Here is an 18,400-nt window from a genome sequence, read left to right as displayed (position 1 = left end):
CTTTATGCCTCACTCCCGTCAGAAATCGAAACTGACCATTCGATACATGATGAAGTCTCCCAACAACGCCCATAGCCCGAAAATCAAAAACACCGGCATGATCAGTGGGTCGTGCCACACTTTGCCGTAGTAGGCTGGGGCAGTAAGCTGAAGGATCAGGAACATCAGGAGCGGGAACAGTGAGATGATCCATGCGGACACCCGGCCCTCGGCCGAAAGCGCCTTGATCTTCAATCTGAGTTTCTGCCTTTCACGCAGCACCGACGAAAGATTGGAAAGGATCCCGGTCAAATTGCCGCCGGTCTTGGCCTGGATGGACAGCGATACCGACAATAGATGAAGCCCGTCGAAGCCGACACGCTGCGACAGCTTTCGCACGGCTTGTTCCATGCTGAGGCCAAAGGTAATCTCGTCGGAAACAATGCCGAATTCGGTGCCGAGCGGATCGGGCATTTCGCGCGCGACCAGACCAACCGCCACCGAAGCTGGATGCCCGGCGCGCAGCGATCGAACGATCATGTCGAGTGCGTCCGGGAGCTGTTTGGCGAATTTCTGGATCCGCTTGTTGCGAGCGCGGCGAAGAACCAGAAGCGGCAGCACAAGTCCGACCGCCAGAAAAACGATGAGCGACACCAAGGTCGAGAAGCCCAGAAGGAACGACAGCAGCAACGCCAGTGCCAGCCCTGCTAGAAGGAATGTCGAGGCGAAAGACAGCGGGTTCCCGGTAATGCCGGATTGGGTATAGAGCCTGTTCAGCCAGACTAGCCCAAAAAGAAAGTCACCCGACTCTGTCAACCCGCGTTCGCGCAGCAATCCTTGCAAGGTCCGTTCGGCCGGAACGTCATCAGTCAGCCGTCTCAGCCGATGGTTGATGGCGCCAGTCCGTGACCGGCTCTTGGCAAAGGAAAGATACATGGCCTCGGCGGCGAGAATAACCGATGCCGCCGCCAGCACGTAAATAAAGTAGAGCAAAGCCTGACCGGTCGGCATCAGAGGGCAACCTGCGGATTAAAAGCATCCTTGACGAAATGAAGGCCCAGCGTTGCTGCCTCCGGTGCAAAGCGTGGACGGATGCCGGTGGCGCGAAACTCTCCGATGATCTTGCCTTCCGGTGTCACCTCGCGACGGACGAAATTGTAGATTTCCTGGAGCTGGACGACGTTGCCTTCCATGCCGGTCAGCTCCGATATGGAGACGACTCGCCTGCCGCCGTCCGCAAGACGCTGCGTCTGCACGATGATGTCGATGGCCGACGCGATTTGCGCCCGAATGGACTCATGGGTCATCGGCATACCGGCCATGCCGACCATCTGTTCCAGGCGGGACAGCGCGTCGCGCGGCGTGTTGGCATGGATGGTGGTCATCGAGCCCTCGTGGCCGGTGTTCATGGCTTGCAGCATGTCGAAGGCTTCCTCGCCGCGAACCTCGCCGACGATAATGCGGTCGGGCCGCATGCGCAGCGCGTTCTTCAGCAGTTCGCGCTGACGAACCTCGCCCTTGCCCTCGACATTCGGGGGGCGCGTCTCCAGCCGGCCGACATGCGGCTGCTGCAATTGCAGTTCCGCGGCGTCCTCGATGGTGATCAGGCGCTCCCTGGCCGGGATGTAGCTTGACAAGGCATTGAGCAAAGTCGTCTTGCCGCTGCCGGTACCGCCCGAAACCAGGATCGATTTGCGCGCCTGCACCGCAATACGCAGCAGATCGATCATCGGTTGGCGGATCGAGTTGAGCACCATCAGGCGTTCGAGCGAATAGGGATTCTTGGAGAATTTGCGGATCGACACCAGTGGGCCATCCACCGAGATCGGCCGCACCGCGATGTTGACGCGCGAGCCGTCTTCCAGCCGCGCATCCACCATCGGCGCCGATTCATCGACGCGCCTGCCGATGGCCGAAACGATCTTGTTGATGACACGCAGCAGATGCGCCTCGTCGCGGAAGCGAATCGATGTCTCCTCAATCACGCCGCGCCGTTCGATGAAGACGCGCTTATGGGTGTTGATCAGGATGTCGGTTATGGAGTCGTCCTTGAGCAGCGGTTCGATCGGCCCCAGCCCAAGCATCTCATCGGCGGTCTCGCTGGTCAGGCGGTCGAGCTCACGCGCATTCAGCGGCACGGCGCGAGCGCGCACGAACTCGCGCACGATCGGCCGGATCTCGTTAAGAATTTCGTCCTTCGACGCGGTTTCAAGTGTGGCAAGATTGAACCGGTCGATCAGGTGACTGTGCAGTTCAACCTTGAGCGTCAGGAAATGGTCGCCGTCAGATTCGATGTCGGCTGCAGGGGAAAGCGCCGGCGCAGTAGGCAATACAGCAACCGGCTCAAGCTTTGGCTCGACCCGCGGTTCGCTTGGCCCCTTGGTGAATCGGCCCAACATGATGCTTTTTCCCGGTTTAATCCCCACGCTGAAACTAAGCGTTAACCACAGATGGCACAAGCGCCAGCCGCACACCATGCAATTTAATACTTCAGACATAGTTAAGATCACACATCAGAAAACGCGACGTTTATTTGGTCAGCGACGCTGCCCTAATGGAACACGAGGATCGCTTCTCAATGCCAAGTGCCTTTTTTGCCACAAAGGCGTCACGGAACCCACCTAAGGCCTTAGATATAAAGGAATATGCGGTATCGCTAATGCCGCCCCACCCGCGGCCAAATTGTGAACGAATGGTTAAGACGGGTTGAAAAACGAGCCGAATCAATGTTTTGGTCCGCTTCAGATCGGAAATATTCTTGCCAAACCATGTATAGGAAAGTTAAGAAACCCTTAATCCCGTTTGACTCTGATTTTCGTCGGGACTTAGATCGAGATGACGGGGGATGCTTGGGTATGGATTTCATCCTTGGCTCGTCTCGTCGGGTTCAAACCTCCAAAGGGAGAAATTGGCATGAAGAAGCTCATGACGATGACCCGGCAGTTCCGCGACGACGAAAACGGCGCTGCCATGGTCGAATATTCTATCCTCATCGGCATTATCGCCACAGCGTCGATCCTGGTTGTTCTCGGGATCGGAGTTTGGGTCACAGACTCGTTCACATCGCTTTGCGACAGTCTGATCGCCGTAGGTGATATCGCGGCCTGCGATGGTGACGGTGCTTGATCTCTGAATTTCAGGCCCGGGTCGTCTGACCCGGGCCTGAAAACCGATCGCGGCGGGCGAATTCCCGCATTATAGGCTTGGGGCTTGGGTCTATGCGCGCCAATACACTTATCATGATCGTGCTCGCTGGCGTGTTCGGCGTTCTGGCGGTGGTGCTCGCCAATATCTGGCTGGCCAGCCAGCGCAGCGCCATGGCGAAGGGAGATGTGCAACGCGACACGGTCGTCGTGGCTGCCGTCGCGTTGAAATTCGGCGACACGCTCACCGCCGACAAGCTGCGCGAGATCGCTTGGCCGGCAGGTGCGGTTCCAACGGGCGCCTTTAAGACGACCAAAGAAGCCCTGGCCGGCGACGGCACAAAACAGGCGCTGCAGGCGATCGGCACTAACGAGCCGGTTCTCGCAACCAAGATCACCGGTCCTGGCCAGCGCGCCACGCTTTCGGCGGTGCTCGGCGAAGGCATGAAGGCCGTCTCCATCAGGGTCAACGACGTGCTTGGCGTCGCCGGGTTTGTCTTTCCGGGCGATCGTGTCGATGTGCTGCTGACCCGCACCGCCCGCGGCGAAGGCGCGGACAGAAGTTTTGTCGACGTGTTGTTGCAGAGCATGAAGGTGCTCGCCGTCGACCAGGTTGCCGACGAGAGCAAGGACAGCCCGACAGTGGTGAAATCGGTCACGCTCGAAGCCAGCACCAGGGACGCACAGAAGCTGACTTTGGCCGCTGGCGCCGGCCAGTTGTCCCTGGCGCTTCGCCAGGCAGCCGCCAGCGAGGGCGAGACGACAGAACGCGTCACGCTTTCCGACCTGACCGGCGACACGCCGGCTGACGACGCCGCCAGGCAGGCCGAACTCGCCAAGCAGGCAATAGCCGAGGCTGAGGCTGCAGCCGAGCGCAAGCGCGCGGACGACAAGATCAATGGGCTGACCCAGGCCGTGGAACGGGTGGGAAGCAGGCTCGACCTGTTGAGCAAGGCAAAACCTGCTCCGGCAGTGGCCTCAGCGCCCCAGGTGCAAGAAGTGGTTAAGGAAGTGATCAAATTTGTGCAGCCGGAGCCGCCGGCGCGTGCGACAATCGGCGTGTTTAGGGGTGTAAAGCTCGAATCCTACGACGTGCCGCGACAAAAATAACGCTAGGGTATTGCCGAAACGAATCGGCAAGGGGGTAGTCTGAATGCGTATGTTCCGGGGACCACTGGCGGCTGCCGCGCTGGCCTGTTCGGTCATGCTACTGCCGATCGGCCCTGCTGCTCAGGCGGCCGACCGCCGGATCGACGTATCGAACCCCAGCGTCCACCGGATTTTCCTGCCGATGTCGCAGTCGGTAACGATCCAGGTGAACGCCACTCTCGGCGACATCGTCGTCGGCGACGAGAAGATCGCCGACGCCCAGCCAATGACCGACCGCACGCTCTATGTCATCGGCAAGAGCGCCGGCACCACCACCGTCAACCTCTTTTCAGAAGACAAGCGCTCGCTTGGCGTGATCCAGATCGAGGTCGGCGTCGACGTCAGCGACATGGCGCAAGCGATCCGGCAGGTCGCGCCCAGGTCGCGCATCGATATCGGTTCGATCAACGGCAAGATCAGGCTTGGCGGCCATGTCAAGGACGGCGCCACGCTGGCGGCGATCATGCAGGTCGCCCAGCAATATGGCCCCGATGCGATCATAAACGCGGTGACAGTCGACGACAGCCAGCAAGTAAACCTCGAAGTGCGGGTGCTGGAGGCTAAGCGCAATGCCGGCCGCGACCTTGGCGTCTCGATCAGGAGCACCAATGGCAGCGGCACGACCCGCACAGGCACGGGCATAGCCGCCGTCGACGAGGACAATGTGGTGCTGGGGCCGGGCAACCTGGTCAGCGGCATCCTGTCGAATACCAACCCATTCGGGGCGCTGATCGCCCGCGTCATTGACAGCAACATCAAGGTCGACCTGATCATCGAGGCGCTCGAGGCCAAGGGCGTGGTGCGCACGCTTGCCGAACCCAACCTCACCACTCTTTCCGGTGAGGTTGCCAGCTTCAATGCCGGCGGCGAAGTACCTATCCGCGTCGACGACGGTGATGGCGAGATCAGTATCGAATACAAACAGTTCGGCGTTAATCTGCTGTTCACGCCGGTCGTGCTCAGCGACGACAAGATCAACATCAGGCTGGCGCCGGAAGTCAGCGACCTGACCGGTTTCACCACCGCCGGCGACCCGATCTTCACCAACCGCAAGCTGTCGACCGTCGTCGAACTGCGCGACGGCCAGAGCTTCGCTGTCGGCGGACTTTTGTCCAGCAAGAACACCAAGATCCAGAGGCAGGTGCCGTGGCTCGGCCAGGTGCCGATCGTCGGGACGCTGTTCCGGAATTCGAGCAACCAGAAGGAAGAGACCGAACTGGTCGTGATCGTGACGCCGCGTATCGTGCGGCCGGTAAAGCCTGGCGAGCAGCTGGCGACGCCGTTCGACAAGACGCGGCCCGCCAACGACCCGGAGCTCTTCATCCTCGGTCAGCTCGAAGTGACCAAGGACATGGTGCGCAAATATGAACTGGGCGAAGGCGTCGTCGGCCCCTACGGCCACATGCTCGACCTGAAATCCAAGGACAAGATGATCTATGTCAAGAAATAGAACCTTGCTCCTGCTGTTGTGCGCCGGCGCGCTGACGGGCTGCGCTACCGACTACCTGAACAATTACGAGACGGTGACGTTGGCGGCGGGCGACACGCAGAAATACAATTCGCTGCTGCAGACGGTCGATCCGCTCAATCCGGCGTCGAAGAACACGGCGATCGAAGGCGACGGCGCGCGCGCTGCGGCTGTTGCCCAGAGTTACAAATTTCCACCGCCGCCGCCGCCACCACCGGCCATAACGGTCAATGTCGGCAACACCGGGGATTAAACAGAAGGGTGCAGGTTCAGCGTCAGGCAAAGCGACTGGCGTCAGGGGAGCAAGGGCCATGCTGCGGATTGTTCGCGCGTTCTGGCACGATCAAAGGGGAATAGCGCTGATACTGGTCAGCATCACGCTGCCGGCAATCATCGGCTTTTCCCTGCTGGCGATCGACATGAGCCGGGTCAACAATTTGCACAATGACTTGCAGAAGGGGGCGGACAGCTTTGCGCTGGCGGCGGCGGCCGAACTCGACGGAAGCAGCGGTTCCTGGGCGCGAGCAGAGCGCGCCATGGCGACGCTCGTAGACAATGAAAGCAATTTCTCCACGGCAGGCAGGTTCACTCTGACCTCCGATCAGCCGGGAGGCACGCAGCCCTGCAACAATGCTGGCCACATTTCCTGGTGCTTCCTCAAAGCGATCCCTGCCAACGACGGAACCAAGATTACAACCGCCAATCAGGCCAACTATCTTGCAGATGCCAACCAGGCTGTCGGAGAGGCGGAAACGCGGTTCATCCAGGTGACGGTCGTTCCCCAAGGGTTTGCCGCGATCTTCCCGGTCTCCTTCATAACACCCGGCGCAAGCGGCAGCTTCAACGTCGGGGCAGTCGCGGTAGCGGGCTTCACCTCCGGCGTCTGCGATTTCACACCGGTGTACATCTGTAACCCGTATGAAAATACGGCCGACAGTCTCTATGACGTTGTGGCCGACCCAACAAGACGCCGACGTCTGATTGAGTTGCGCCAGCAGGGCGGCAATTCGGCGCAGAACTCGCCTGGAAACTATGGATTCCTGCAGCCGCCGGGTGGTTCTGGCGGCGCAAACGCCATCAGGGATATGATCGCCAAGACAAAATCGCAGGCATGTTACAATTCACGCGGTGTACTCCTGCGCCCCGGCTTCATTGCGACGGTTCGTGATGCTCTGAACGTTCGATTTGACGTCTACGATGGACCGATGAACGGCAACAGAAACGATCCCGATTATGCGCCCGGTGAAAACGTGCGGAAGGGCTACGAAACCCAAGGCAATGCATGCAATGCCGATGCCGTCAGTCCGGCGCAGCCGACCAATTTCCAATCCTTGCCACGCGACAACTGCTTTGCAACCGGCTGCTCCATAGCCAACGGACGCGTCGGCGACGGGGATTGGAACTTCGACCAATATTGGAATACCAATTTCAACACCACGACAAACCCGGTGAGCGTCCCAAGGCCAATCGGAGCAGACGGTATAAACCCTGCCAGTAACGCAAATCAGCCAACCCGCTACGACGTCTATCGCTACGAGATTTCGCAGGGCATCGTAGACCACGCCTCGAATGGTGGCGAGCGCGGTACGCCAGCGTGCTCGGCGAACAGTGTCTCCGATCCCGACCGACGACTCATCTACGGCGCCATCTTGAACTGTCAGGCACTGGTAGCAGCCGGATTGATGACAGGAGGTAACTCCTCACCGCCCTTGCCGGTCGAGGCATTCGGCAGCTTCTTCATCACAGAAACGGTCGAAAGCGGCCCAGATCAGACCATTAGGGTCGAACTGGTCGACGTAACCGGCGGTGCCGGCCAGGGTACGCTAGACAACTTCCTTCGCGACGAAGCCCAGCTCTACCGGTGATGGCGATGATCGGGGCGCTGTACCATCATCTCCAAAGATTTCGACGCGAGCAGCGCGGCACGGCTCTCGTAGAAATGGCGCTGATCGCGCCGCTGATGCTGATCCTGTCGGCGGGCGTTTTCGAGTTTGGCAATCTGATCCACCAAAAGCTGCTGATGGAGGCCGGGCTTTCGGACGGCGCGCGCTTTGCCGCGCGATGCAACACTCAGTTGTATGCCAACGCCGGGCTGGTGATCGACTGCGACGACATCGCCACCAACATTGCAGTGTTCGGCAATGCGGCGGGAACTGGCAGCGCTCGCATCAGCGGCTGGCAGAAAGCGGATGTCACGGTGACCGTTGCCGATCCGGTCTCCAATCCACTCGATTGTCGCAACGCGGTGGATTCCGCCGGTGTCACCCAATATCGCTCCACCACCCCGCAGGTCTGCATCGTCAGGGCAGCGGGCACTTTGGCATACATTGACATCGGGATGCTGTCGATCATCGGCATAGGCCCGATCACCCTCAACGGCTCTCACGAGGAGAGGTTGATCCGGTTCTGATCATGATCAAGCGTTTCGCAAAATCGGAAGACGGCGCGGCGATGGTGGAGATGACCATTGTAATGACGCTGATGTTTACCCTTGTCCTCGGCTTCGTCGATTTCGGTTACGCCCTCTATCAGTGGAACGCCGCCACCAAGGCCGTGCAGCTCGGCGCACGTCTGGCCTCGATTTCCGATCCGGTTGCCACCGCGCTAACGACAGCCGCGCCGACGACGACACCGGGCGCTCCGGTCATTGCCGCGGCCTACGGACCATTCGCCTGCACCTATACTGCCGGCACAGGGGCCTGCACCAATGGCGGTGCGTTCGACGCCACCAACACCAATTTCAGCCGCATCTTTCGCGGCGATACGGCAAACACCAATGACGACGCCTGTCCGATAATCACCCCAGCCCAGCGACCCACCACGCGGCCTGGAATGTGTCATTTCTTTCCTGGCCTCAGGCGCGACAACGTCGTCATCACCTATTCCGCCACTGGCCTGGGCTACCAGACCCGGCTGGGCGGACCGGTGCCGACAATCACCGTCAGCCTTCAGAACCGGACCTTCCAGTTCTTCTTCCTGGGCGGCCTGCTCGGATTCGGAGACCTCACCATGCCCTCGATGCTCAGCACGGTCACGGGCGAAGACCTGAGAAGTACCTCGCCATGAACGCCATCAACACCAAGGTTCTCCCGACCAAACGAAAGCAGGTCGCCCTGTTCTCGTCGGATCCGCAATTCAAGCGCGAGGTGGCGACGCGGCTCGACGCGCTGGCCATCTACGATGTCAGGATTTCGGAGACGGGTGACTTCCTCAAGGGCCCGCCCGCCGAGACGCGCCCGGGCATCGTCATCCTCGACCTGGCCAATGGCGAGATGCTCGATAATACGGGGATAGTCGCGGCGCGCGCGTTGTGGGCGACCGTGCCGCTGATCGCGGTCTCTGGCGAATTGACGTCGGAACGGACGCGCGTTCTCGTGCGCATGAACGCTTCGGACTGGCTGCACAAGCCGCTCGACGCTAAGGAACTGCTGAACGCGGTCACCTTCCACGACACCGGCAACCAGGGCACCAAGAGCCGCATCATCACTTTCATCAGCGCCAGCGGCGGCGCCGGCGCCACGACGCTCGCTCTGTCGGCGGCAGAGTTCCTGGCGTCGAAATCCACCGAACGCGCGGCTTCGACCTGCCTCGTCGACCTCGATTTCCAGAGCGCCAATTGTGGCGCTTATCTCAACCTGTTCAACCAGTTCGACCTGGCCGGCATCATCGGCCAGCCAGAAAGGCTCGACGTCGAATTGATGGACGTCATCAAGCTCTCGCGCCCGTCCGGCCTGACACTCTATTCCTTCGAGAGGCCGCAACTGCCGTTTGAGCCGCAGGGCGGCGATTTCGTGTTCCGGCTGCTGGACCTCGTCGCCTACCGGTTCGACGACATCGTCATCGACCTGCCGAATATCGAAACCCCCTGGCAGAATTCCGTGCTTTCGACGAGCGACGAGATCTTCATCGTCTTCGAGCTCAACGTCGCCTCGCTGCGGCAGGGCAAACGGCTCTACACGAAGATCCGCGAGCTGCGCGGCAATTCGGTGAGCATCACGCTGGTCGCCAACAAGCATAAGCGCAAATGGTTCGGCAACCACTTTTCGCGCAGCGAACTCGAGAAGATCTTCAAGGCGCCGCACATCAAGTCGGTCGGCCTGGACAATGCGCTGCTGACCGACGCGCTGAACCGGGCCATCCTGCCTTCCGAAGTGGATGGGCGGGCGCGCTTCAACAAGGACCTGAAGCGGATGTTCAAAGAGCGGCTCGATGACCCAGCCCGGTAGATACCGCATCGTCCCGAGGCTTGCCGGCGCCTGCATCATCGGCCTGGCCTTGGGGATGCCGGCCTGGGAATTCGCCCATGCCCGATCCGCGCTGTCGGACCGGCCGCCGCTGCCGGCAATGGGCCCCAGCCTGCGCAAGGCGGTTGCTCTCCAAACCGCGGAACGGGCCGGCACGATCATCATCCGCAAGGACGAGAAGGCGCTTTATCTGGTGACCCGGCAGGGCCACGCGCTGCGCTACCAGATCAGCGTCGGACGAGACGGCTTTGGCTGGACTGGCATCGTCAAGGTCGGGGCGAAAACGGAATGGCCGGAATGGCGCCCGCCCAGGGAAATGCGCGCCCGCCAGCCGGAGCTGCCGGAAATGGTGCCCGCCGGTCCCTACAATCCACTCGGCGCCAGGGCACTCTATCTGCTGCGGGACGGGCGCGACACGCTCTACCGCATCCACGGCACCAACGATCCCAAGGGCATCGGCTTCGACGGAACATCGGGATGTTTCCGTCTTACCAACACCGATGTGATCGATCTCTTCAAGCGCGTCTCGGTCGGCGCAAAGGTGGTGGTCCAATGACGATGATCAGCGACCCGGATATACCGGCAATCGACATTGGGCCGGCAACCCACACTGAAGAGCAAGCTGCAGTTGGGAAACCGAGCAATGCAAGGATGCTCGGCGTTGTCGCCGTCGGCGCCTTGCTGATCACGGCGGTGAACATAGCGGCCGCGGTCTATTTCTACCGCGGCATCAACGATCTGCGCCTTGTCGAACGGCGGCTGGAACAGCTCGGATCATTCGAGCAACGGATCGCGGCCCGGCTCGATACGGTCAACAACGGCTTCCAAAGCCGGTTTGAAAAACTGGACAGTCAACTGCAGGGCAGCTTCAACGAAGTCAAAGGCAGCATTGCCCGGCTTGAACAGGAGCTGCCCCTGGACAGTGACGACGACATGTCGAGCATCGCGGAGCCTTCCGTGATCACGACCAGCACCATGGCGGAAGCAGCCACCGATCTCGAAGAAGCGACCGAACCCAGTATCGTCGAAGCGCCGCGCCCGCCCAAAAAGAGGATCGCGGCGCCGCCCCCTCCCCCAAACTCGTCCTACCAGCGCATCGTGCAGCCTGACGGCAAGGTCCATTACAAGAAAATCAACTAGTTCCTCTGCACAGAGGATTTGGTTCTTAGCCTGAAAGCGACCGTGGACGGTCGCTGTAGGCCAGCCTTCAGCCGCGTTCTCTGACGCTGGCGATTAGCCGTAAGCCCCCGCGCCTTCCTCATCCTAGGGCGAAGCAAGGAGCGAAGCGACGCGGCGCAGACCCTAGGATCCATGCCGTTACCTCTGCCGAACAATGCAACGGCTCAGAACGGCGCATGTATCCGCAACTGCGCTCGTTACCCTTCAGCCATGACCGGCTATGCCTATATGACCGCGAGCCAGAAGCGCGGCACGATCTACATCGGCGTCACCAATGATCTCGGCCGCCGCATGCCGGAGCACAAATCCGGCCAAGGCTCGCGCTTCACCAGCCGCTACGGCGTGCAGCGGCTGGTCTGGTACGAGGAACATTTCGACATTCGCGACGCCATCCAGCGCGAGAAGTCGCTGAAGCGCTGGCCGCGCCAATGGAAGATCGAGCTGATCGAGAAGACCAATCCAGAGTGGTTCGAGCTTTTTCGCGGAACGGGGTGGTAGGGTTCGGTTCTGGGCCGCTGCATTCTTCGGCTGATGTCACGGAATGGATCCCAGGGTCTGCGCCGCGTCGCTTCGCTCCTTGCTCCGCCCTAGGATGACGAAGTGGAGGGAAGGTTCGGCTAATCGAGAAGGCACCGGCGTGCCCCGGGTCCTACAAATCCCGCTGCAGAGCAATAAGCCGTACGGCGAGGGCTCGGGAACGCTGTCGCGCTTCGCCGAGAAACGCAACATGACAGTAGGCGCAGGCTGCAGTGCCCAGAAACAGTACCAGGCTGTTCTGCCAGGTGAAATCGAGGATCAGCGAGAATGGGTGGCCGCTGGGTGCGGTGAATGCCGCAATCGTGCTCGCCGTTTCAGAATGGCTGCTCGAAGCCATCATCAACCCGGCGAAAAGCAGAGCGGCGTGGTTGGCAAGGAAGAAGAACGCGGCCGATTTTCGCGTCCGGCAAGCCATCCAGCTGAGGATCGATGCGGCGGTCAGGATGGCGGCATCAAGGACCATTGAACCGCCCAGATAAAGGTCGACCTGCTGCCAGAACATCGTCGCCAAAGGGCGCAGTTCAAGCCAGATCCGCCACATGGCAGGGCTGGCCGGATAGCTTCCCAGCAGGAACGTCGCGGCTCGCTCCCCTGCCAGAATGAGAAGAATGAGAGCCGGAAAGGCAAAAAGCAGTAGCGGCTTGCGCGTCATGTTCCCTCGCCAATCGATAAGCAGAATAGGCTGCAAAGATTGCGCGAAGCTTAAGGAAGGCGGCGAACAGCATTGATCACAGGCGCAGGCGCAGCCCACAACCGTGGCGAGCCGCCCGTTTATGTGCCATTTTTGCTACATCCCCGAAACTTTATGGCCCAGACCCTATTTAAAGCCGGTGCTAAATCAATAAACACTCACGTATTCGAAGAATTTATCGGATAACTTGTCAAAGCTTCGGTGAGAAGGCTTGGCCGTTCAAAAAGTACCAGGCAAGAAGCGTGGGTGGGGTAGACCATGAATACGACAATCAAAGTGGCCATTGGCAAGCGCCTTGGCCTGCTCTTCACATTTTCGATGCTGGCTTGCGGGAGCGCTAGTGCCCTCACGCTCAAGGAAGCGATGGCCGTAGCCGTCGAGTCCAATCCGGAGATCGGCCAAGCGATCGAAAACCGCGAAGCAATCGAATTCGAACTGCGTCAAGCGAAAGGGCTCTATCTTCCCAGCATCGATCTCGAGGCATCTGCGGGAGCCCGTCGCCTCGACAATTCGTCCCGACGAGCGCTCTCCACAGAGGATGACGCGCTCTATCCGGCGGAAGCGGGTGTCGTGATATCGCAAACGCTCTATGACAGTGGAGCACGACGGGCCGAACTGAACCATCAGGCGTCGCGGGTCGATGGGGCTTCTTTCAGGGTACTGGAGCGATCTGAATTCATCGGGCTCTCCGTCGTTCAGGATTATCTTGAATACATGCTGCAGGCCTCGATCGTTTCAGAGGCGAAAAAGAACCTGGGCTTCCATCAGGGGATTCTCGGCGATATCCGGCAAGGCATCGCGGGTGGTGCGTTGAACGAGGCCGATCGGCAACAGGCCGAGGAGCGCCTCTTCGCCGCCAAGGCACGCATGCAGGAAGCCACCGAAGAGCTGGAACAGGCCAAAATACGGTTCTTCAAGACCGTCGGCAAGCCGCTGACGAACGCCTCAAGGCCAGGGAGTGTTGGCGGCGCGCTGCCAAGGTCGCTTGATGAGGCGCTGGGACTGGCGCGCGAGAACAATCCGCGCGTTCACATGGCCAGCAGCGATATAGATGCCGCTGCTTCACTGGTGGATGCAGCCCGGGCCAAATTCGGACCCGCTATCGTTGCGGAAGGCCGTGCGCGGGCCGGATATGATATTGATGGCGACGACGGCGACGCCAGCGACCTGCAAGCGCGGCTCGTGCTGCGCTGGAACCTCTATCGCGGAGGTATCGACAAGGCCAACGAACAAGAACAGATCCGCCGCACCAGCGAACAGCGACTTGGATTGCATCAGGTCCTGCGTGAAATCGAGGAAGCCGTCCGCACCTCGTGGGATCGCCGCTTCCGGCAAGCCGAACTTGCAAAGACGTTGAGACAGCAAGCCTCCGCAAGCGAAAGGCTCGTCGCCTCCTATCGCGAACAATTCAAGGTCGGACAGCGTTCGCTGCTCGACGTGCTTGATGCGCAAAATACGCGGTTCAACACAGCAACGCTGGCGGATACTGCCTCCTACGCATCGCTGTTCGCCGAGTATCGGCTGCTGGCGGCGACCGGGCAGCTGCTGAAAACGATGAACCTTCAGCCGGCAAAACAGGCGGCGGCTTATGCCAGGACCGAGTTTGCAACGCCGGAGACTGCTGACACCGAAACCTATGCGCGCACCCCGTCGGAACAGAAAAATGATCTGCCTTTCGACATCCTCGCCCCGGTCAGGAAGAAATAGCTCGGTTTAAGGATCGATCGAGAGTCCTTGCGGGCAGATCGTGAACCAGCAACCAAACATCCTCTCCCCCAAAGAGGCATTCAAGGCCTGCTTTTCGGCTGTTGCCGGATATCTCGGCAGGCCGAGCGCCGAAACGGTCCTGTTCGCCGGGATTCCGCTTTCAGAGACGCGAATAGAGGTGGATGACATCAGGCATCTTGCCGAACGGATCGGTCTCGAGGTCCAGGAATTCAGCCACCGGGATTTTCTGCGCGGTCGTGTCGATCTTCCTGCCATTCTCTTTCGCGTCAGCCAGTTGCCTGTTGCTCTGCTGGCGGAGATGCAAGACGGCGCATATACGACCGCCCCGCAGGAGGATGGCCGCACGATCATCGCCAAATCCGAGCTTGCCGCCAGTGTCATCAGTGGCGGCGTATCCTTTTCGATAACCTATGCCAATGCCGCCGAAGGGATGAACGTCGGTTCGGCAGCGAGGATAGAAAGGCGCCACTGGCTGACGGGAACGATGGGCGCCTTCTGGCACACCTATTCGAAGGTGGTCCTGTCGGCGATATTCATCAATCTGCTGGCCATCGCCTCGCCGATCTTCACCATGAACGTCTACGACAGAATCCTGCCGAATAAGGCAACATCAACGCTGTGGGTTCTGGCAATCGGCATCGGCGCCGTTATTCTGTTCGATCTGCTTCTGAAGACCGCCAGGGCATCTCTCATCGACTATGCCGGGCGCAAAGCAGATCTGCGAATATCATATCTTCTGTTCGAAAAAGTCCTCAACTCGTCTCTGTCAGCGCGCCCTGGCTCGACCGGTGAATACGCAAATCGCGTGACTCAATATGAATTCGTGAGGGAGTTCTTCACCTCCAACACTATCAGCGTCTTCATCGATACGGCTTTTGTGTTCGTCTTTCTTCTGGTCATCTATGCGATAGGCGGCTGGCTGGTGGTCATACCGGCATTGGCCTTCGTGGCGTCGGTCATCGTCGGGCTGATCACGCAGCGACGTATCGGCAAGCGAGTCGCCGCCTCGATGAACGAGGCTTCTCAGCGCCAGGCCTTGCTGGTCGAATCCATTTCGACGCTGGAGACGATCAAATCGCTGCGGGCCGAAGCGTATTTGCTGCGGAGATGGGGCGAGCACTCCAAGAACGCTGCCAACACGTCGGAAAAGATCAAGCAGCTTTCGGCCGCCGCCGGCAACATCACCCAGGCCATACAGCAGCTTGTGACCGTCGCCCTGGTCGTAGCCGGCGCCTATGCCTTCTCGGAAGGTCATATTTCTACGGGAGCAATAATAGGCACGGTCATGCTGGCGAGCCGCGCGGTGGCTCCGCTTGGCCAGATCGCCATCACGCTTTCGAGACTGCGGCAAGCCATGCTCTCGTTGAGAATCATCAATTCGATCATGGCTCAACCGGAAGACCGGCCGGACACGGTGGGCTTCGTCAATCGCCCCATCCGCAACGGTGCGATGGTGTTCAGGAATGTCGGGTTCGTCTATCCCGGATCGGAAAACGAGGTTCTGACCGGCCTCAATTTTTCGGTGAAACCGGGAGAACGGATCGGCATCATCGGCCGTATAGGGTCCGGCAAGACAACGATGGGTCGCCTGATCGGCAGGCTTTTCCTTCCGACCTCGGGAGAGCTTTTGCTCGACGGCATCGACATCCGCCAATACCACCCGTCGGAGGTTCGCGCTGCGGTAGGAATCGTCGCCCAGGCCGGCGATCTGTTTTCAGGCACCATCAAGGAAAATCTCCTGATGGCGTGCCCCGAAGCGACCGATGAGGAAATCATCGACGCCGCAAAGGCCGCCGGTGTCGACGAGTTCGTCTCTCGCCACCCGCGCGGCTATGACATGAATGTCGGCGAGCGGGGTACCAATCTCTCGGGGGGGCAGCGACAGACGGTGGCAATTGCGCGCCTGCTGCTGACCAAGCCGAAAATCGTCTTCCTGGACGAGCCGTCAGGCTCAATGGATCTCGCCTCGGAAAGACAGTTGATCAAACAGCTCAAAGTGGCCTTCGATGAAAACACGACGCTGATCGTGTCAACCCACCGCTACAGCATGCTTGAGCTGGCGGATCGGCTTATCGTTGTCGAACAAGGCAGGATAGTTGCAGACGGACCAAAGGAACAAGTCGTAAAGGCACTGCAGAAAAGTGGCTGATCAAAATAGATTATATTGAACGAGTTCAATATAATGGGGCGTGGGGAAATGCTTGCCAGAGAAGACCGTCCGCCGCTTTTCGCGTCGGCATCCATATTCATCATAGGAGCGCTCTTCGTCGTTTTCGTTGCTTGGGCAGCTTTTGCCGAAGTCGATGAAATCGCACGCGGCGACGGCAAGGTCATCCCGGCGTCCAAGACCCAAATCATCCAGGCCAGCGAAGCCGGCGTCGTCCAGGAAATCGCCGTCAAGATTGGGCAGGTCGTCAGGAAAAACGACCTGATCATTCGGCTCGACAACACGCTGAATACGTCCAGCCTTGGCGAGCAGCAGGCCAAGTCACGCGCGCTTGAAGTGCGGATCGCAAGGCTCAAATACGAACAAAGCGGCAATCTCACAGGGCCTTTCCTGTGCCCGACTGACATTCAGTCGATCGCTCCGCAAATCTGCGAGAATGAACAAAAGCTTCTCACAGCCCGGCGCGAAAACTTCGACAATAAATTGTCCGTTCTCAAATCGCGCCTCGACCAGCGCGAGAAGGAACTGGACGAAGCAGCCGCCAATTCCGACCGCCTGACAAGGAACCTAGCCGTTAGTGACCAAGAGGCAAAACTGGTTGGATCAATGGTCAAAAAGGGGCTGATGGCCAGGACAGAGCAAATCCGGGTTGAACGGGAGCAGACTGAACTCAACGGTCAGCTGAACCTGTCCGGCGAGACAGTCAAGAAGATCAGGTCAACGATCACTGAAGCTCAACTCCAGGTTGATGAGCTCGGCCTCCAGCTGCAGCAGGAAGCACTGGATGAACTGACGCAGGCGCTGGCCGAGCTTTCGGTCGTGGACGAAACCATTCGTGGGGCCACTGACAAGGTAGCGCGCACCGATATCCGTTCGCCGGTGGACGGCATCGTCAACACACTGGAGCTAAACACGGTTGGCGCCTTCGTCCAGCCTGGCTCGGTCGTGGCAGGCATCGTGCCCACCTCCGAAACCTTGCTGGTCGAAGCGCGCGTCTCGCCACGCGATGTCGCTTTCATTCGTCCCGACCAGGAGGCGCTGATAAAAGTCACCGCTTACGACTTCTCGATCTTCGGCGGCATCGAAGGCAAGGTCTCCAACATCACCGCCGACAGCCTGGTCGACGAGAAAACGGGTGAGCCCTTTTACCAGGTGCGTGTCGCGACGGACAAGTCCACCCTCGAACGGGACGGCAAGGCCTATTCGATCATCCCCGGCATGATCTGTTCAGTCGACATCAAGACAGGACGCAAGACGATCCTCAGTTACCTTTTGAAGCCGATCAACAAGGCGCGTCAGGAGGCGATGAGTGAGCGCTAGCGCCAACTCTCCTCCCAGCACCCATGATCGGTTGCTTCTGCCGATCACCAGAGAGGATTTCGGGCTGGAGTTCCGGGTTGTCGCGCGTGGCGGCATACGCCGCGGCATTCGTCTGGAAAAGGCTTTCTGGATGTCGCTGAAGCAGATGGCTGAAAACAGGAAATGCACGATCGGCATGCTGATCGACGAGATCGCCAAAAATCAAACCAAGACTGGTAATCTGACGTCGGCGATACGGGTGGCCTGCATACTCGGGCTGGCGGATGAAAACCTGATCCTGCGAAAGCTTGCATCGATCAGAACGATCAATGCCATATTGGTTGCCTGCCCCTCGCCCGCTTTTGCCTTGGCGTCATCGAAGAAGATCCTGACTTTCAATGCTCCGTTCCAGCAACTGGTCAAGCGTCAGTTGCCGACCGGACCGAACAACGATGCACGACAAGATCTCAAGCTGGCGCTGGATCTCAATGTCGCCGACATTTTTGCCCGACTCGATGCCAATGGCGAAGTTCCGATCGCCAGCGGCTTCGTCATCGGCGCCGGCGAACGTCGGTATCGGGGTCAATTGAATGCAGTGCGGGCGCCCGTACCCGAACCGGAGCTGCTGATGGCGTTCGTCAACGGCTAATGCATGTCGCGCAAAAGCTTGCCCTCGGGCTTGACCCGAGGGTGCGCAGCGGTTTTGCTATATGGATAAAAACAAGAACTTAAAGCGTGTCGCATGAATCCGTTCAAATGCAACGCGCTTTAGAGCTGCCGCTCCGGGCAAGTGCAGCTCAATCCTGACGATGCTTC

18 protein-coding genes are annotated in these 18,400 nt (G+C 59.5%); 15 read left to right on the top strand and 3 right to left on the bottom strand.

Going from position 1 to position 18,400, the window contains the following annotated elements:
* Window positions 1-18: 18 nt before the first annotated feature.
* Window positions 19-990, bottom strand: a complete 972-nt coding sequence (locus EOC94_RS02695; RefSeq protein ID WP_127288485.1) for a type II secretion system F family protein — start codon at window positions 988-990, stop codon at window positions 19-21.
* On the bottom strand, window positions 990-2,378 hold the full coding sequence (locus EOC94_RS02690; RefSeq protein ID WP_127288484.1) for a CpaF family protein: 1,389 nt from the start codon (window positions 2,376-2,378) through the stop codon (window positions 990-992). The genes EOC94_RS02695 and EOC94_RS02690 overlap by 1 nt, the downstream gene beginning before the upstream one ends.
* Before the next feature lie 514 nt (window positions 2,379-2,892).
* Here EOC94_RS02690 and EOC94_RS02685 point away from each other — a divergent pair.
* From EOC94_RS02685 to EOC94_RS02635, 11 genes are all read left to right on the top strand, one after another.
* The gene (locus EOC94_RS02685; RefSeq protein WP_127288483.1) at window positions 2,893-3,105 is read left to right on the top strand and encodes a Flp family type IVb pilin; all 213 of its coding nucleotides are present in this window, start codon (window positions 2,893-2,895) and stop codon (window positions 3,103-3,105) included.
* Between the two features lie 92 nt (window positions 3,106-3,197).
* Entirely contained in the window at window positions 3,198-4,232 is a 1,035-nt protein-coding gene (gene cpaB, locus EOC94_RS02680; protein WP_127288482.1) for a Flp pilus assembly protein CpaB, read from the top strand.
* 43 nt (window positions 4,233-4,275) lie between these two features.
* Window positions 4,276-5,721, top strand: coding sequence for a type II and III secretion system protein family protein (locus EOC94_RS02675; RefSeq protein ID WP_127288481.1), 1,446 nt, complete (start codon window positions 4,276-4,278; stop codon window positions 5,719-5,721).
* Window positions 5,708-5,992, top strand: coding sequence for a hypothetical protein (locus EOC94_RS02670; protein WP_127288480.1), 285 nt, complete (start codon window positions 5,708-5,710; stop codon window positions 5,990-5,992). Before EOC94_RS02675 ends, EOC94_RS02670 begins: the two co-directional genes overlap by 14 nt.
* A 58-nt stretch (window positions 5,993-6,050) precedes the next feature.
* The gene (locus EOC94_RS02665; RefSeq protein ID WP_127288479.1) at window positions 6,051-7,604 is read left to right on the top strand and encodes a pilus assembly protein TadG-related protein; all 1,554 of its coding nucleotides are present in this window, start codon (window positions 6,051-6,053) and stop codon (window positions 7,602-7,604) included.
* The gene (locus EOC94_RS02660; protein ID WP_127288597.1) at window positions 7,604-8,149 is read left to right on the top strand and encodes a TadE/TadG family type IV pilus assembly protein; all 546 of its coding nucleotides are present in this window, start codon (window positions 7,604-7,606) and stop codon (window positions 8,147-8,149) included. Before EOC94_RS02665 ends, EOC94_RS02660 begins: the two co-directional genes overlap by 1 nt.
* Window positions 8,150-8,151: 2 nt before the next feature.
* The gene (locus EOC94_RS02655; protein WP_127288478.1) at window positions 8,152-8,805 is read left to right on the top strand and encodes a TadE/TadG family type IV pilus assembly protein; all 654 of its coding nucleotides are present in this window, start codon (window positions 8,152-8,154) and stop codon (window positions 8,803-8,805) included.
* Window positions 8,802-9,965, top strand: coding sequence for an AAA family ATPase (locus EOC94_RS02650; RefSeq protein WP_127288477.1), 1,164 nt, complete (start codon window positions 8,802-8,804; stop codon window positions 9,963-9,965). The genes EOC94_RS02655 and EOC94_RS02650 overlap by 4 nt, the downstream gene beginning before the upstream one ends.
* The gene (locus EOC94_RS02645) at window positions 9,949-10,539 is read left to right on the top strand and encodes a L,D-transpeptidase (protein WP_095485891.1); all 591 of its coding nucleotides are present in this window, start codon (window positions 9,949-9,951) and stop codon (window positions 10,537-10,539) included. Before EOC94_RS02650 ends, EOC94_RS02645 begins: the two co-directional genes overlap by 17 nt.
* Window positions 10,536-11,123 carry a hypothetical protein gene (locus EOC94_RS02640; RefSeq protein WP_126104686.1) on the top strand — a complete coding sequence of 196 codons (588 nt, stop codon included), beginning with the start codon at window positions 10,536-10,538 and terminating at the stop codon, window positions 11,121-11,123. The genes EOC94_RS02645 and EOC94_RS02640 overlap by 4 nt, the downstream gene beginning before the upstream one ends.
* Window positions 11,124-11,372: 249 nt before the next feature.
* Entirely contained in the window at window positions 11,373-11,660 is a 288-nt protein-coding gene (locus EOC94_RS02635; protein ID WP_065009969.1) for a GIY-YIG nuclease family protein, read from the top strand.
* A gap of 151 nt (window positions 11,661-11,811) precedes the next feature.
* On the opposite strand, the gene EOC94_RS02630 is transcribed toward EOC94_RS02635, so the two are convergent.
* A complete protein-coding gene (locus EOC94_RS02630) occupies window positions 11,812-12,351 on the bottom strand; it encodes a hypothetical protein (RefSeq protein WP_127288476.1) in 540 nt (179 codons plus the stop codon).
* Between the two features lie 297 nt (window positions 12,352-12,648).
* On the opposite strand from EOC94_RS02630, the gene EOC94_RS02625 reads away from it, so the two are divergent.
* Genes EOC94_RS02625 through EOC94_RS02610 form a run of 4 tightly spaced genes read left to right on the top strand, consistent with a single transcriptional unit; the run spans window position 12,649 to window position 18,233 of the window.
* Window positions 12,649-14,097 carry a TolC family protein gene (locus tag EOC94_RS02625; RefSeq protein WP_126104684.1) on the top strand — a complete coding sequence of 483 codons (1,449 nt, stop codon included), beginning with the start codon at window positions 12,649-12,651 and terminating at the stop codon, window positions 14,095-14,097.
* A 40-nt stretch (window positions 14,098-14,137) separates the two neighbouring features.
* Window positions 14,138-16,267, top strand: a complete 2,130-nt coding sequence (locus EOC94_RS02620; RefSeq protein ID WP_127288475.1) for a type I secretion system permease/ATPase — start codon at window positions 14,138-14,140, stop codon at window positions 16,265-16,267.
* Between the two features lie 48 nt (window positions 16,268-16,315).
* Window positions 16,316-17,605, top strand: a complete 1,290-nt coding sequence (locus EOC94_RS02615) for an HlyD family type I secretion periplasmic adaptor subunit (protein WP_127288474.1) — start codon at window positions 16,316-16,318, stop codon at window positions 17,603-17,605.
* Window positions 17,595-18,233: a ribbon-helix-helix domain-containing protein gene (locus EOC94_RS02610; RefSeq protein ID WP_095485885.1), complete on the top strand. Its 639-nt coding sequence runs from the start codon at window positions 17,595-17,597 to the stop codon at window positions 18,231-18,233. Before EOC94_RS02615 ends, EOC94_RS02610 begins: the two co-directional genes overlap by 11 nt.
* The last annotated feature ends 167 nt before the right edge of the window (window positions 18,234-18,400 follow it).

Origin of the sequence: Mesorhizobium sp. M6A.T.Ce.TU.016.01.1.1 (assembly GCF_003997065.1) — a bacterium.
GTDB lineage: Bacteria > Pseudomonadota > Alphaproteobacteria > Rhizobiales > Rhizobiaceae > Mesorhizobium > Mesorhizobium mediterraneum.
The sequence above is the reverse complement of the archived record's forward strand: the minus strand, read 5'-3'. Positions and strand labels throughout refer to the sequence as shown.